This window comes from Rhodospirillales bacterium (assembly GCA_023898805.1).
Lineage (GTDB): Bacteria > Pseudomonadota > Alphaproteobacteria > Micavibrionales > UBA1664 > UBA6145.
This window is the reverse complement of the sequence record CP060260.1, coordinates 1,354,765-1,369,113: the sequence shown is the minus strand read 5'-3', so window position 1 is coordinate 1,369,113 and position 14,349 is coordinate 1,354,765. Positions and strand designations below refer to the sequence as shown.

At 61.8% G+C, this 14,349-nt stretch carries 13 protein-coding genes; 9 read left to right on the top strand and 4 right to left on the bottom strand.

The features are described 5' to 3' along the window. Nucleotides 1-4 precede the first annotated feature (4 nt). The 3 genes from H6866_06750 (at nt 5) to H6866_06740 (ending at nt 2,278) form a co-directional block, all read left to right on the top strand. Complete coding sequence (locus H6866_06750; GenBank protein ID USO07129.1) at nt 5-421, top strand: hypothetical protein; 417 nt, start codon at nt 5-7, stop codon at nt 419-421. A gap of 115 nt (nt 422-536) precedes the next feature. Beyond that, nucleotides 537-863 (top strand): hypothetical protein, encoded by a 327-nt coding sequence (locus H6866_06745; GenBank protein ID USO07128.1) that lies wholly within the window; start codon nt 537-539, stop codon nt 861-863. Between the two features lie 107 nt (nt 864-970). Further along, the gene (locus H6866_06740) at nt 971-2,278 is read left to right on the top strand and encodes an Nramp family divalent metal transporter (protein USO07127.1); all 1,308 of its coding nucleotides are present in this window, start codon (nt 971-973) and stop codon (nt 2,276-2,278) included. On the opposite strand, the gene aspS is transcribed toward H6866_06740, so the two are convergent. Beyond that, the gene (gene aspS, locus H6866_06735; protein ID USO07126.1) at nt 2,279-4,093 is read right to left on the bottom strand and encodes an aspartate--tRNA ligase; all 1,815 of its coding nucleotides are present in this window, start codon (nt 4,091-4,093) and stop codon (nt 2,279-2,281) included. Nucleotides 4,094-4,276: 183 nt separating this feature from the next. Here aspS and rnd point away from each other — a divergent pair, with 183 nt between their 5' ends. From rnd to H6866_06715, 4 genes are all read left to right on the top strand, one after another. Then, a complete protein-coding gene (rnd, locus tag H6866_06730; protein ID USO07125.1) occupies nt 4,277-5,380 on the top strand; it encodes a ribonuclease D in 1,104 nt (367 codons plus the stop codon). Nucleotides 5,381-5,491: 111 nt separating this feature from the next. Continuing rightward, nucleotides 5,492-6,988 carry a xylulokinase gene (gene xylB, locus H6866_06725; protein USO07124.1) on the top strand — a complete coding sequence of 499 codons (1,497 nt, stop codon included), beginning with the start codon at nt 5,492-5,494 and terminating at the stop codon, nt 6,986-6,988. Then, nucleotides 6,957-8,036 carry a hypothetical protein gene (locus H6866_06720; protein USO07123.1) on the top strand — a complete coding sequence of 360 codons (1,080 nt, stop codon included), beginning with the start codon at nt 6,957-6,959 and terminating at the stop codon, nt 8,034-8,036. Before xylB ends, H6866_06720 begins: the two co-directional genes overlap by 32 nt. Nucleotides 8,037-8,129: 93 nt before the next feature. Then, nucleotides 8,130-9,413: an AGE family epimerase/isomerase gene (locus H6866_06715; GenBank protein USO08617.1), complete on the top strand. Its 1,284-nt coding sequence runs from the start codon at nt 8,130-8,132 to the stop codon at nt 9,411-9,413. Here H6866_06715 and H6866_06710 read toward each other — a convergent pair. Genes H6866_06710 through H6866_06700 form a run of 3 tightly spaced genes read right to left on the bottom strand, consistent with a single transcriptional unit; the run spans nt 9,379 to nt 12,474 of the window. Further along, entirely contained in the window at nt 9,379-10,023 is a 645-nt protein-coding gene (locus tag H6866_06710; GenBank protein ID USO07122.1) for a hypothetical protein, read from the bottom strand. The genes H6866_06715 and H6866_06710 overlap by 35 nt on opposite strands. 37 nt (nt 10,024-10,060) lie before the next feature. After that, complete coding sequence (locus H6866_06705) at nt 10,061-11,122, bottom strand: AI-2E family transporter (GenBank protein USO07121.1); 1,062 nt, start codon at nt 11,120-11,122, stop codon at nt 10,061-10,063. After that, a complete protein-coding gene (locus H6866_06700; protein USO07120.1) occupies nt 11,122-12,474 on the bottom strand; it encodes a hypothetical protein in 1,353 nt (450 codons plus the stop codon). Before H6866_06700 ends, H6866_06705 begins: the two co-directional genes overlap by 1 nt. 71 nt (nt 12,475-12,545) lie before the next feature. On the opposite strand from H6866_06700, the gene H6866_06695 reads away from it, so the two are divergent. Together H6866_06695 and H6866_06690 are read left to right on the top strand one after the other, a co-directional pair. Further along, nucleotides 12,546-13,628 carry a phosphoribosylformylglycinamidine cyclo-ligase gene (locus tag H6866_06695; GenBank protein USO07119.1) on the top strand — a complete coding sequence of 361 codons (1,083 nt, stop codon included), beginning with the start codon at nt 12,546-12,548 and terminating at the stop codon, nt 13,626-13,628. Then, entirely contained in the window at nt 13,625-14,284 is a 660-nt protein-coding gene (locus H6866_06690) for a phosphoribosylglycinamide formyltransferase (GenBank protein ID USO07118.1), read from the top strand. Before H6866_06695 ends, H6866_06690 begins: the two co-directional genes overlap by 4 nt. Nucleotides 14,285-14,349 lie beyond the last annotated feature (65 nt).

Sequence of the window (14,349 nt, the reverse complement as noted above, 5' to 3'; positions counted from 1 at the left end):
CTCGATGAAAAAAACACCCCCGCCCAGTTTCACCTCTGGCATGGACCCGCACGAGGGACGCGAGTTGGAATTGATGCTGATGGGCGAGAAAAAAGCCGCGCTGTTCGCCGATTTCGTCAATCGCGACGGAACGGCCAATGAGGCCGCGATTCCCGAACGCGCCTTCGCGCCGCATATCGAAGCCGGACGCATCAAACGTTTTTCGACCGATAGGTCGATTCCAAATCTCGGGCGCGTCTATCGCACCGTGGTTTTCACCTTGCCGACCGAAGCATGGCGCGCGGGTGCGCTGATGTGGTTACAAGGATTTCACGACGACCATGCGCATCTCATGACCGGGCGGATTTTGGGATATAGCGAGCCGCAAATCGCGGCGTATCTGGAATTCCAGTCTTCAACCGTGCACCAGGATATTTCATAATCCTGCCTCAATTTCGTCCATAACCCGGACTTATTTCACCACAATCCAGGCGCAGCGTTCCCATCGCCGACGGGTCGCTTTTGACCCGCATCGGTTTACCCCTTTGGAGACTTCCATGACCTCGTTCAAATCCACCCTGCTGGCGGCCGCTTTGATGACCGCTTTCGTCGCCCCGGCTTTCGCGCAGGACGCATCCATGAACACCGACGCCACCGCGTCCGCGCCGGTCGCAAGCACGACCACCGATGCGACGACGACCGCCACCACGCCTGCGCCCAAGGCCGAAGCCGTGAAGAAGCACGTCAAAAAAGCCAAGCACGAAGCCAAGAAAAAAGCCAAGCGCGCAAAAAAAGCCCAGATGAAAGCCAAAGCTGAAACCACCACGGATTCGAGCACCAGCACGGATTCCAGCACCGATACCGCCGCGCCCGCCGCGCAGTAACGGCAGACACTTCCCAAAAGGAAGCGGGGCGTCCTTGCGGCGCCCCGCTTTTTATCGCCCACACGGTTATTGCGCCGATGCGGGCGGCATGGTGAAGTTGTCGCGCCATGTTTCGTCACACGCGCGGTTCGCATTCGTCCTTACCCGAAATCCGGGAATCTATTCCTGTTTCCGGCGGCACGGCGTGGAAGCGGGCGCTGAGCTTCGCCGGGCCAGGCTATCTGGTGGCCACCGGGTACATGGACCCGGGCAACTGGGCGACGTCGATCGCGGGCGGTTCGGCCTTCGGCTATACGCTTTTGTCGGTCGCGCTTTTATCCAACATCATTGCGATGCTGTTGCAGGCTTTATGCGTGCGCCTTGGCATCGGCGCGGGACGCGATCTGGCGCAGGCATGCCGCGACGCGTTTCCCCGGCCCATCGCCTTTTTTTTGTGGGTCATGGCGGAAATCGCCATCTGCGCCACCGATCTGGCCGAAATCATCGGCACCGCCATCGCGCTGCAGATCCTGTTCGGTATTCCGCTGGGGATCGGCGTCATCGTCACCACGCTGGACGTCTTTCTGGTGCTTGCGCTCCAGAATCTCGGCTTCCGATGGATCGAGGCGTTCATCATCTCGCTGCTGGTCGTCATCGCCGCGTGTTTCGGTATCGAAATCGCGCTGGCGCGGCCCGATTTCGCGGCGGTGCTTTCCGGGTTCGCGCCCGATCTTTCGATCGTGCGCAATCCGGACATGCTGTATATCGCGCTCGGCATTCTGGGCGCCACGGTGATGCCGCATAACCTGTATCTGCATTCCGCGATCGTACAAACGCGAGCGGTCGGCACCAGCGAGGCGGAACGGCGCGCGGCGATCCGCTACGCCAGCTGGGATTCCTCGGTCGCGCTCATGCTCGCGCTTTTCGTCAATGCCGCGATTCTAATTCTGGCGGCGGCGACGTTCCATTTCAGCGGGCACCGCGATGTCGCGGATATCACTACCGCCTCGACGCTGCTCAATCCCCTGCTCGGGTCGGGTATCGCGGCGCTGGCCTTTGCCGTCGCGCTATTATGTTCCGGGCTCAATTCAACCGTGACCGCGACCATCACCGGGCAGGTGGTGATGGAGGGGTTTGTGCATATCCGCCTTAAACCCGTCTGGCGTCGGCTTTTGACCCGCGGCATCGCGATACTGCCCGCGATCGCGGCGGCACTATATTACGGCGCCGAAGGCACCACTAAGCTGCTTGTCGCCTCGCAAGTCGTCCTGAGCCTGCAACTGCCCTTCGCGATGGTGCCGCTGGTGTGGTTTACCGCGCAGAAAAGCAAGATGGGCGCATTCACCGCCCCGCGCTGGATGAGCGCCGCGGCGATCGCCTCAAGCGCGCTGATCATCGGGCTGAATGTCAAGATGCTGGCGGATTTCTTTCCCTAGTCAGGCCGCTTCGTCGGATTTGATTTTCGGCTTCGGCAGATCGAGCTTGATGTGCAGGTCCTTGAGCTGTTGCGCGTCAACCTCGGACGGGGCGTTCATCAGCAAGTCCTCGAACGCGCCGTTCATGACGAAGGGATAGACTTCGCGCAAATTGGGTTCGTTCGCGAAGATCATCACGATGCGGTCGATGCCGTAGGCGCAGCCGCCGTGCGGCGGGGCGCCGAACATCATCGCATTCAGCATGCCGCCGAATTTGCGTTCGAGCACATCGCGCCCGTAACCCGCGAGGGCAAACACGCGCTCCATGATCTCAGGCTTGTGGTTGCGGATCGCGCCCGAAGCCAGTTCGTACCCGTTGCACACACAGTCGTACTGGTGGGCCTTGATGGCTAGCGGGTCGGCCGCATCCAGCGCGGCGAGGCCGCCTTGCGGCATCGAGAACGGGTTGTGCGCGAAATCGAGCTTGCCGGTTTTTTCGTCCATTTCGTACATCGGGAAATCGACGATCCAGCAGAATTTATAGACGCCCTTCTCGCGGACGCCCATATCGTCGCAGATTTTATCGCGCGCCTTGCCCGCGAATTTCGCGGCGGCGTTTTCCTTGTCGCAGACAAAGAACACGGCGTCGCCGCTTTCAAGACCTGCCAGTTTCTTCAGGTCTTCCTGCGCGGCTTGCGGCACGAACTTGGCAATGGGGCCCTTGCCCTCGGCGCCATCGAACACGATGTAACCCAAGCCCGGCGCGCCTTCGCCGCGTGCCCAGTCATTGAGTTTATCGAAGAAGCTGCGCGGCTGGCCCGACACCTTGGGCGCGCGGATGGCGCGCACAACCCCGCCCGCCTGGATCACGCCCTTGAAGGCCTTGAATTCGACATCGTCGCGTTTGAACACGTCGGTCACGTCGCAAATTTCAAGCGGGTTGCGCAGGTCCGGCTTATCGGAGCCGTATTTGAGCATCGCCTGCGCATACGGAATGCGCTGCCACGGCCATTGCGTGACCGTGTGCGGGGTGCCCTGCCAATTCGAGAATTCCTGAAACAGGCCGCCGATGACGGGTTCCATGGTCGAGAACACGTCGTCCTGCGTGACGAAGCTCATTTCCACGTCAAGCTGATAGAATTCGGCCAGACGATCGGCGCGGCCGTCTTCATCGCGGAAGCAGGGCGCGATCTGGAAGTAACGGTCGAAACCGGACATCATCAGCAATTGCTTGAACTGCTGCGGAGCCTGCGGCAGGGCATAGAACTTGCCCGGATGCACGCGGGAGGGCACAAGGAAGTCGCGCGCGCCTTCGGGGCTCGAAGCCGTCAGGATGGGCGTCTGGAATTCGTTGAAGCCTGAATCCGTCATGCGCTTGCGGATGGAGGACACGACCGCCGAGCGCAGCTTGATTTTTTTCTGCATCTTTTCGCGGCGGAGGTCGAGGTAACGGTATTTGAGGCGCACATCCTCGCCCGCGTCTTCATCGGATGCCACCTGCAGCGGCAGCACCTTGGCCGCGGATTGCAGCGTCGCCGTTTCGATCACGACCTCGATACCACCCGTCGGGAGTCTGTCGTTCGTCGTCCCCGCCGCGCGGGCCACCACCTTGCCATCCACCGTGATCACGGATTCGACACGCCAGTGCGAAATCTCGTCAAACTGTTTGTGCCCGCCCGGAAGCACCACCTGTGTCAGGCCGAAGGTATCGCGCAGGTCGATGAACAGCAGACCGCCGTGATCGCGCACCGAATGGATCCAGCCGGAAAGACGGACGGTTTGCCCCACATGGTCGGGGCGAAGGGCGGCGCAATTATGGGTACGATAGGCGTGCATGACGGTTCATCCTTGTTTTCGGGGCGTATTTAACCGCCTGGCCGTCCAAAGGCCAAGGGAATTCATGCGTGTACACACCCGGACCACATAAATCCATTCGATTTATGCGATCGCGCGGACGCCGCCGGGCCACATGCCGAATTTCCTTGGCGGACACGGATAGCAGCGTTAAAACCCGTGTTCATGAGCAAACCGCCTTTTTTGGCCCTCGACACCGAATTCCTGCGCGAACGCACCTATTACCCGCAACTTTGCCTTGTGCAGGTGGCTGCGCCGGAGGGCGATGCCATCCTGCTCGACCCCATTTCGGGCGACGATATGAGCGACCTTGAGGCCGCGCTTTTCGACCCCGACGTCGTCAAGGTGTTCCACGCCGGGCGGCAGGATCTGGAGATTTTCGTGCGCCTGTTCGGCCGGGTGCCGGCGCCGCTGTTCGATACGCAGATCGCGGCGATGGCCCTGGGGTACGGCGAATCCGTGTCCTATGCCGCGCTGGTCGCCGATGTCTGCCGCCATTCGATCGACAAGTCGCAACAATACACGGACTGGTCGATCCGGCCTTTGCGTGCCGAACAACTGGCCTATGCCGCGGACGACGTCCTGTACCTGCGCACGGTGTACGAGAATTTCTGCGAACGGCTGGAGCGCCGGGGCCGCCGGTCGTGGATCGAGGAGGAGATGGCGGCGCTGACCAATCCCGCGATTTACAGCGTCGATCCCGACCATGCGTGGGAACGGGTGAAGATCCGGTCGGACAAGCCGCATGTTCTGGCGGTTTTGCGCGCGCTGGCCGCGTGGCGCGAGCGCGAGGCGCAGCGCCGCGATATCCCGAAGGGACGCGTGTTCAAGGACGAAACCCTGGCTGAAATCGCCATGACCCAGCCGCGCGACGCGCGTTCGCTGGCCCGCGTGCGCGGTTTTCCCACGGATCTGGCCGAAAAAAATCTTGGGCAGACGATTTTGAAGATCATCGAGGAGGCACTGGCCCTGCCGCGCGAGGAAATGCCACGCATTGTTCGCGCCAAGCCCTTTCCGCAAGAGCTGCAACCGGTCTTGGAAATGCTTAAGATGCTGCTGCGCATCCAGGCATCGGAGGCCGGGATCGCGCCCCGGCTTCTGGCCGATTCCGACGACCTTCAGGCGCTGGCCATCGGCGGCGAAAACGCGCCCGTTCCCTGCCTTTCCGGCTGGCGGCGCGCCGTGTTCGGCGAACAGGCGCTGGCGCTGACTTCGGGACGCCTGTCTTTATCCGTGGATAAGGGCCAGATTGTCAAAACTCACACTTGATGCTGCAGCGCGTTGCATGCTGAATTTCTTGACTAAGGATATTGTATTTTCGTAATATCGCCCTGCTTTTGTATGGCAGACTATAAAAACGCTAGCGCATAGACGTTGGTTATGTATCTAGGGATTGATGTTGGCACATCGGGTGTGAAGGCTCTACTGACCGATTCTGAGTTTCAGATATTGGACAGGGAGACCGTATCCCTTCCTATTTCGCGTCCGCATCCCCTGTGGTCCGAGCAAAGCCCGGAGGATTGGTGGACAGCAACCCGCAGCGCCATCGATGCGATCAAGGCGCGACGCCCCAAGGATATCGCCCAAGTCCGCGCCATCGGACTTGCTGGTCAGATGCACGGCGCTGTCCTTTTGGACAAGAACGACAAGGTGCTGCGCCCGGCCATCCTGTGGAACGACGGTCGCTGTGCCGAGGAATGCGCTCTTATCGAGCAATCCGTTCCCGATTCCCGCGCCATTACCGGCAACATCGCGATGCCGGGCTTCACCGCCCCAAAACTGCTGTGGGTCAAGCGCCACGAGCCTGATATTTTCGCGCAGGTCGCCTGCGTGCTTCTTCCCAAGGATTATATCCGCTTCCGCATGACGGGCGAAAAGCTGGGCGACATGTCGGATTGCGCCGGCACGCTCTGGCTTGACGTCAACAAACGTTGCTGGTCCGACAAAATGCTGGCCGCGTGCGACCTGTCCGAAAAACATATGCCAAAGCTTTGCGAGGGAGATTCCGTCGCGGGTACTTTGCGGTCCGACCTTGCCGAACGCTGGGGCATGAATCCTGGCGTTATTTTTGCCGGCGGCGGCGGCGACAATGCTGCGGGCGCCGTTGGTATCGGCGCGGTTCGCGACGATCAGGCCTTTATTTCCCTTGGCACGTCCGGCGTTTATTTCGTTGCGACCAACCAGCACTGTGCAGCGCCGGAACGTACGGTCCACGCCTTCTGCCACGCGCTCACGGGCCGCTGGCACCAGATGGGTGTGATTTTGAGCGCCGCTTCCTGCGTCAAGACGGCAACCGGCTGGCTTGGCGCGCATGACGAAGCCGAATTGTGCGCACCTCTTGAAAAGCACTTCAACACCGACCTCAATACCGTTTTCCTGCCCTATCTGTCGGGCGAACGCACCCCGCACAACAATCCGAACGCGACGGGCTGCTATGTTGGCATGACCCATGATACGATGCGGGCCGATCTGGCGCAGGCGACGCTTGAAGGCGTGGCTTTTGCCTTTGCCGATTGTCAGGATGCGCTTGAAGCCGCGGGCGCACGCCCGAAAGAAGTGACCCTGATCGGCGGCGGTTCCCGCAACGATTTGTGGGGCGAGATCATCGCCTCCGTCCTCAATAAAACGGTCGTCTACGTCGCGGACGGGGATCAGGGCCCCGCCTTCGGGGCCGCCAAGCTGGCCGCCCTTGCGCACAACCCGGCCGACGCGGAGCGTATTCTTGCCCGCCCCAGCGTGCTTGCACGCACCCAACCCAATAAAGCATGGCAGGAAGGACTGCGGGCACGCCTGCAAACCTACCGCGACCTATACACCCGGATTTTCACCACAGAGGGACAAAAAGATGACGGTTTATCGTACCGCCGATGCGCTTGATGGACTCCACGCCAGGCTTCTGGCGATGGATCCCGCGGACATCGTATCCATTAGCGATTTCGACCTGACTCTGGCCGTCAAACCGGACATCAACTTCCATTACGTCACCCTGAGCCGCGACCAGCGCTCTGTTTTGGCCGATGCCTCCGACACACTGGCCGCAACCATCATCCTGACGGCACGGGGGGAGGCATCGACCCTTTCCGGCATTTTCGGCAATGCGGCTGCCTTCCCGACTTGCCTTGCCTCCAACTGCGGGCACCATGTTCTGGTCGATACCAGCCAGCCGGATGCCAAACGAATTCGCATTCCACTTGAAGATGAGGATGCCGAGCGGAATCTTCCTACAATCATGGCAAGCATCAGACATGTACTGACGAGCGTGGGCACCCGTTTTGCCCATACAGACAACACCATCACCCTGAACACCAGCCCCGTCGACATTGCCATCAACGGGCACGGTATGTTGACGCTCGACCCGCGAGAGCTTTCCGGCGCCATCGTATTCGAGCGCATATCCACGGAAGAATGCGCGGAGCTTGAAACGCTGTTTGACAAGACGCTTGAAAATCTAGGCCCTGCAGCCAGCCAGTTTTATCACGTCAGCAAGAAAGTTCCGCTTCCGGACGGACGCGTCAACGGCTATATCGACCTGAAACCCGGCGGTATGTCCAAAGGCAAAACGGCCCTTACACTTCTGGGTTTGCCTCAGTTCCAAGGCAAGATTTCCGCGCGTACCCATTTCCTGGTCGCGGGCGACAGCGCACCCGATCTGGAGATGATGGAAGCCGTTTCCAAGCGTTACGGCCAAGATCGCGTCATCAACATCTGGGTCGGCGACGACAAGGCTGTATACGACTTCGACCGAAAGGTTCCGGGCATGACTTTCTGGAACCTGCCGGGTTGTCAGGTCACCTCCATCACCGCCATGTACAATATGTTGCGCGCCGCCATGGCAACACATGCGCGGCATCCAGTTGCGACAGCGCACTCGATCGCACCCGCCGGCGAGCACGCATGGCCCACGCCTGTCGCTCACATGGTTTAAATCTGTTTGCGTGCATCGACATTTGCGGAGCTGAATACTAAAATCATTTCCGGTATGTTTGCGTCTGCTTTTTCGACACGAAAACCCGGTCCGATGACCGTGATGGACGCCGCGGCGCAGGTACTGGCCGCGCGGTGGGTGCCGAAATGGCACGAGGTGTTCACGGATCCCGAAACCGGTCTGTTTTTTGAACGGGTGGACCGGACGTTCCGGCCCGTCGCCACAGGGCGGCGGCGGCTTTTGTCGCAGCTCAGGCAACTGGCCATGTACGCCCACGCGGCGCGGCGCAAGGACACGCTTTTGTTTCGGGGTCTGTTTTTATTCCGGCCCGACCTTGAAGCAGCGTTTACCGCCATCACGCGGCATTTTTCACGCGAAAACGGCGTCTGGCGTTTCGCGCTGGATGATGCGTGCGCACCGCTTGACGACACGCAAGACCTGTACACGCAGGCCTTTGTGATTTTCGCCGCCGCGCATTACGGGCGCGCCACCGGCGACCCGGCCGCGCGCGCCACGGCACTGGAAGCCGCGGGCCATATCGATACGGCATTCCGCGACGGCATGGACGCCGGTTTTGCCGAAGCGCTGGACGCGCACGGTACGCCGGTCGCCGATACGCCCCGGCGGCATGAATCGCACATGCATCTGCTGGAAGCCGTACTGGAGGCCGGATCGTTGTGGGACGATGCGATCTTCCGCCGTTTGGCCGATGAAATCGTGGCCCTGTTCCATGCGCGGTTTTACGATGCCGGCACCCATTGCCTGAGCGAATATTTCACCCCCGACCTCGCGCCCCTGCCCGACGCGCAAAGCGGGCGCATCATCTGCGAACCCGGCCATTATTACGAATGGATATGGCTTTTGAAAAAGCATGCCGCGCGCGCGCATGACGCGACCTGCCTGCGGCTTTTGGCATGGGCGAACGCGCATGGATGGGATGCGCAGTATGGCGGCATATACGACGAACTGGATCCCAACGGCACGCCGGTACGCGACACCAAGCGGCTGTGGCCTTTGACCGAGGCGCTCAAGGCCAATGCGCTTTTGCTTGATATCGCACCGGACCGCGACGCGGCCAAGGATCTGATGGCGCGGGTCGCGGCGCTTTTGAACGGGGTCTATATCGAAAAGCGCGGATTCTGGACCGAATGGCGCAACCGCGATTTGAGTCCGGCCACCGACTACATGCCCGCGACCACGCCTTATCACGTCTATTTCGGGGTGATGGAAGCGCGCGATGCGTTGCGCGCGCGGGGGGCGTCGAAATCTTTGCGCGCTGGGCCGCGCATGGCCGTGTACGCGGTAGCCCGGGCGGCATCGGCGTTGGTGCGCGCGGCGCGTTTCAAGCTGAAAAAAGTTCGTCCTGTTCGGGATTGAGGACGGCGCGGGCCATTGCCACCGTCACCGGGCGCTTTTCGACCAGCGAGCGTTGATCGAGCTGCGCCACCAGATCGCGCGCGGCGGAAAAACTGCGCTCCATGCGCGCTATGCAGTACTCGATCACGCCGATGTCGATGCGCATCTGGCGGTCGGCGAACAGCTTGACCAACAAGGCACGCAAAAGTTGTTCGTCTGGCAGGCCGATCGCCACCTGCGGGCAGGATTTGAGGCGCGACGCCAGATCCGGGATCGCGAACCGCATCAGCGCCAGCGGCCGCGCGCCGGTCATCAACACCGCGCCCGGCATCTGGCGCACGCGATTATAGAGGTGGAAGAGCGTTTCTTCCTGCGGGCGGACACCCACGAGGTTTTCCAGATGCTCGATCACCGTCGCGTTCTGGCCGACATGCGCCGACCAGATGGCGGCAAGGTGCGTCTTGCCAGACCCTTCGGGTCCGTAAATATATAAAAACGGCGCGTTCCATTCGGGCCAACGGTCGATCAGAGCCAGCGCATCGCGGTTTGAATCGGAAACCAGAAAATCCTCGCGCGCCATCGCGGGCGTAAGCGGAAAAGATAACGGAATCTGGCTTTTCAAAACGCCCATGACGCCTTTTCGATACGTGTTTCAATCCTTCGTGGATTTATCCCGCGTAATAGCCGCTTTTTTTGTATTGCGAAAGGACAAAGCGCACCATCACACCGGCCACCGCCGCGACCGGCACGGCGATCAGCAATCCGACAAATCCCGCAAGGCTGGCCCCCGCCATCAGCGCGAAAATGATCCAAAGCGGGTGCAACCCGACATTGCCGCCGACCAGACGCGGCGTCAGCACATGACCTTCGAGGAATTGACCGAGCGCGAAGACCACCAGCGCCGCGACCACGGCCGTCATGTCGCCGGTGGTGAACCACGCGACCGCGAGCGAGGCGACCAGACCAAAGATGGAACCGACAAACGGCATGATGGTCAAAAGCCCCGCGAACAGGCCGATCACAAAGCCGAAATTGATACCGATCAGCGTCAATCCCACGCCGTAAAACAGGCCAAGAATCAGGCAGACGGTCAATTGCCCGCGCACGAAGCCCGCAAGGCGGCGGTTGATTTCCGCGACAAGCTCGCGCACCGTCATCGCCCCTTCGCGGGGGACGAGCCCGTCAACCGCGCTGACAAGGCGCGGCCAGTCGAGCATCATGTAAAATGCCACCACCGGCATCAGAACCACGAAGCTGGCAAAATCGAACAGCGCCGCGCCGCCCGCGATCAATCCCGCGGCCACGCCCTTACCCGCGCCAAGGATCCGGCCCGCGTGATCCTGTAGATTGCCGACGATTCCGCCAGCCGTATCGGGCAGGCTGAAATCGAATCCATAGCGGCGCCCGGTATCGACAAGCCAATTATGCGCGTAATCGATCCAGCCCGGCAGCGCGGATGCGAGTTGCGAGGCCTCGCGCGCCATCAGCGGAATGCTCAACCCGATCAGCAGGCCGAAGGCAAGCAGGAAGGCCAGCAGCAACACCAGCACCGCCGCCCAGCGCGGCCAGCCCCGGTTCACCAGACGCGTGAGCGCGGGATTGAGCAGATAGGCGATGACAAGGCCAAGGATGAAAGGCGGCAGGATGCCCTGAAACAGCCAGACAAAGCCGATGAACAGCGCAACCACCGCGCCCCAGAACCAGATCGTGCCAGCACGCGCGGCAAGCATCAGTAACGGTTCCCGATGGCGAGCAGGAATTGCGGCGATGCGCCGCCCAAGGCGGGCGAGGCCACCGCGCCCGGCGGCAGTTGGGTGAGATTCAGACCGGCTTGCGCCATCGCGCCCGCCAGCATTTGCGGTCCGCCGTTATAGGCGAATTGCAGGCTGGCCTGGCCGGGGCTGATCGATTGCACGTTCACCGATTCCAGACCCGGCACGCGCGCAAGCGCCTGACGGATCGTCACCCATTCGCGCAGATTGGAAAACCGCGCAAGGGTGCGATAGGCGCCCATCGGCGTGTCCATACCTGTACCCGTATTGGCACCCGTGCGGGCGGCGGACGCATCCACGGGCATGCGCGGGGGCGCGGCATCGTCCAGCGTGTTGCGGGTGACAGCCCCCGCCGCACCCGGCGCGGCACGCAACAGGGTCATGGCGCGGTCCACCGCCGTGCCCAGCGGGTCGCGCGCGGTGCCCGGCACGGTAAAGCGGCCCACGGGGATCGTGTCGTCGCCGTCGGTCTTGTACAGCGCGACCGAAACGCCGCCATCGCGTTGCGGTTCGGCCACCGCGGCCACAGCCCATGCGGTTTCATAGCGGCGCAAAAGGGCATTGAGATTGCCGCGCAGCGAAATCGGCTGCGGCGGGGAATAATCGCGCACGTCTTCGACATCCCCGACCGGCAGCACCACCGGCACGGATTTGTCGCGGGCAAGCGCACCGCGTTCTTCCCATGCCGCGCGCCACGGGTTGGCCTGTCCCCACAGGGTCTGGCCGCCCGGCGCGCCGTACCATGGCAGCACCAAAACCGGACGGGCGCGCGAAACGCGCTGCGGCGCGGATTGGACTGATTGCTGGCGCGGCAGGGACACGGTGGTGACGCTGGCCTGCACGCCGCTGGCGTCGGTATGCGTCACGGTGGCCGCGGCCGGCGATTCCTGCGCCTGCGGCTGTTGCGCCGGTTCGGCGGCGGCAAGTTGGATTGTACGTTTTGCCGCTGAAGGGTCGAAACGGATGTCGAGCGTACCGGCATAGCGACGCGAGGTCATTTTCTCGTTGACGATTTCGACATCGCGCACCACGCCCGCGATCACGCGGTCGTCGGGCACGACGATATCGGCGCTGCGGCTTTGCGGCACAATTTTTTCGGCCATCGCCTGCCAGGCCTTGCGCCGCGCCTCGCTGAACGCCTTGTTGCGTGCGTCGAGCGCCGAGGTGCCGGTGACATCAACGCTTATGCCCTTGACCGAATAAGGGTCGTCCGCACCGGCATGGGCCGCGTGCGGCGTCCCAAGCGCCAGAAAGGCCGCAAAAAATACGGTTAACGGAAGCAGAAAAACGCGATACAACAGCGGCGGCATCAGGAGGTTCGACCTGTATTTTCGATGTGGGTGGTTCCCTTTTGTACAACTGCTAACGGATCGGCATCAACATGAATAACAAGGCGGCTGACGCTTATAAACAGGCCGGGGTCGACGTCGACGCCGGCAACGCGCTGGTCGAGGCGATCAAACCCGCAGCGGCGGCCAGCAGGCGAAGCGGCGTCATGGCCGGGCTGGGCGGATTTGGCGCGTTTTTCGACCCGCGCGCGGCCGGGTTTCAGGACCCGATCCTGGTCGCCACCACGGACGGGGTGGGCACCAAGCTGAAAATCGCCATCGATACCGGGCTGCATGCCGGAATCGGGCAGGATCTGGTCGCGATGTGCGTCAACGACCTGATCGTGCAGGGGGCCGAGCCCTTGTTTTTCCTTGATTATTTCGCGACAGGGCAGCTGGATGTCGCGCACGCGGCGACGATCGTCAATGGCATCGCGCAGGCGTGCCAGGCCTGCGGATGCGCGCTGATCGGCGGGGAAACCGCGGAAATGCCAGGCATGTACGCCAAGGGCGATTACGATCTGGCCGGTTTCGCGGTGGGCGCGGTCGAACGCGGAAGACAGATCACCGGCGCCGGTATCGCGGCGGGGGACGTCGTGCTTGGCCTTGCGTCATCCGGGGTGCATTCCAACGGCTTTTCGCTGGTGCGCAAGATCGTGACCGGCGCGGGCGCGCGCCTTGAAGATCCCGCACCCTTCGCCGGCAACAACCGGACACTGGCGCAGGTGCTTTTGGAACCGACGCGGCTGTATGTCACCGGTGTTCTGGGCGCGATCAAACAGGGCGCGGCAATCAAGGGGCTTGCGCATATCACCGGCGGGGGGTTGAGCGAGAATATCCCGCGCGTGCTCCCGCAAGGTCTGGGCGTGCGGCTTGATGCCAGTGCGTGGCCCATGCCCCCGGTTTTCAAATGGATGGCGCAGGAAGGCGCGCTGAGCGAGGCCGATCTGGCGCGAACCTTTAATTGCGGCATCGGCATGGTCGTCATCGTATCACCCGGCGAAGCCAAGCAGGTGGCAGACGCCTTGAGCGCGGGCGGGGAAAGCGTCCATACCATCGGGCAGGTCGTGCAATGCGCGAATGATGCGCGCGTCATCATTGATAATGCAGGACAAAACTGGATGGGTGGATCTTGAAAACCCTGCGGCTCGCGGTTCTGATTTCCGGGCGGGGAAGCAATTTGCAGGCGTTGATCGACGCGTGTAAAAAACCAGACTATCCCGCTGAAATCGCTGTCGTGATCTCCAACATTCCAGATGCGGCGGGGCTTGCGCGCGCCGCGGCGGCAGGCCTTCCGGTGGCCGTCGTCGACCACAGGGATTTCCGCAAGGCGGAAGGATTCGACAAGGCAGGATTCGAGACCGCACTGGCGCAAATCGCCGAACAACACGCGACAGGGCTGGTATGTCTGGCCGGGTTCATGCGCATCCTTGGCCCCGTTTTCCTGAAACGATTCAAGGATAAGGTCATCAATATTCATCCCTCGCTTTTACCCCGGCACAAGGGGTTGCACGTGCACGAGGCGGTGCTGGCGGCGGGCGACACGGTCAGCGGCTGCTCGGTGCACGTGGTCAGCGAAGGCATGGACGAAGGTCCGGTCATCGACCAGAGAGCCGTGCCGGTACATTCCGGCGATACGCCGGAAATACTGGCCGCGCGTGTGCTTGAACAGGAACATGTCCTGTACCCCGCCGTGGTCGCGCAGATCGCGCGCGGCGATATCGTCATCGAGGGCGGGCACATCACCGCCGGACGAGCGGAAAAAACAAAAAACAGTGAAAAAACAAGCTGAAACCGCCAGCGCCCCGATTGAAAGCGGAGGCATCCTTGGGCATCATGGCTAGATACGGGAAGAAT

Coding starts and splice junctions, on each gene's coding strand:
- H6866_06715 (USO08617.1), top strand. CDS start 8,130: ATGACCGTGATGGACGCCGCGGCGCAGGTACTGGCCGCGCGGTGGGTG.
- rnd (USO07125.1), top strand. CDS start 4,277: ATGAGCAAACCGCCTTTTTTGGCCCTCGACACCGAATTCCTGCGCGAA.
- H6866_06740 (USO07127.1), top strand. CDS start 971: ATGTTTCGTCACACGCGCGGTTCGCATTCGTCCTTACCCGAAATCCGG.
- H6866_06745 (USO07128.1), top strand. CDS start 537: ATGACCTCGTTCAAATCCACCCTGCTGGCGGCCGCTTTGATGACCGCT.
- H6866_06720 (USO07123.1), top strand. CDS start 6,957: ATGACGGTTTATCGTACCGCCGATGCGCTTGATGGACTCCACGCCAGG.
- H6866_06710 (USO07122.1), bottom strand. CDS start 10,023: ATGGGCGTTTTGAAAAGCCAGATTCCGTTATCTTTTCCGCTTACGCCC.
- H6866_06750 (USO07129.1), top strand. CDS start 5: ATGAAAAAAACACCCCCGCCCAGTTTCACCTCTGGCATGGACCCGCAC.
- H6866_06705 (USO07121.1), bottom strand. CDS start 11,122: ATGCTTGCCGCGCGTGCTGGCACGATCTGGTTCTGGGGCGCGGTGGTT.
- H6866_06695 (USO07119.1), top strand. CDS start 12,546: ATGAATAACAAGGCGGCTGACGCTTATAAACAGGCCGGGGTCGACGTC.
- xylB (USO07124.1), top strand. CDS start 5,492: ATGTATCTAGGGATTGATGTTGGCACATCGGGTGTGAAGGCTCTACTG.
- aspS (USO07126.1), bottom strand. CDS start 4,093: ATGCACGCCTATCGTACCCATAATTGCGCCGCCCTTCGCCCCGACCAT.
- H6866_06700 (USO07120.1), bottom strand. CDS start 12,474: ATGCCGCCGCTGTTGTATCGCGTTTTTCTGCTTCCGTTAACCGTATTT.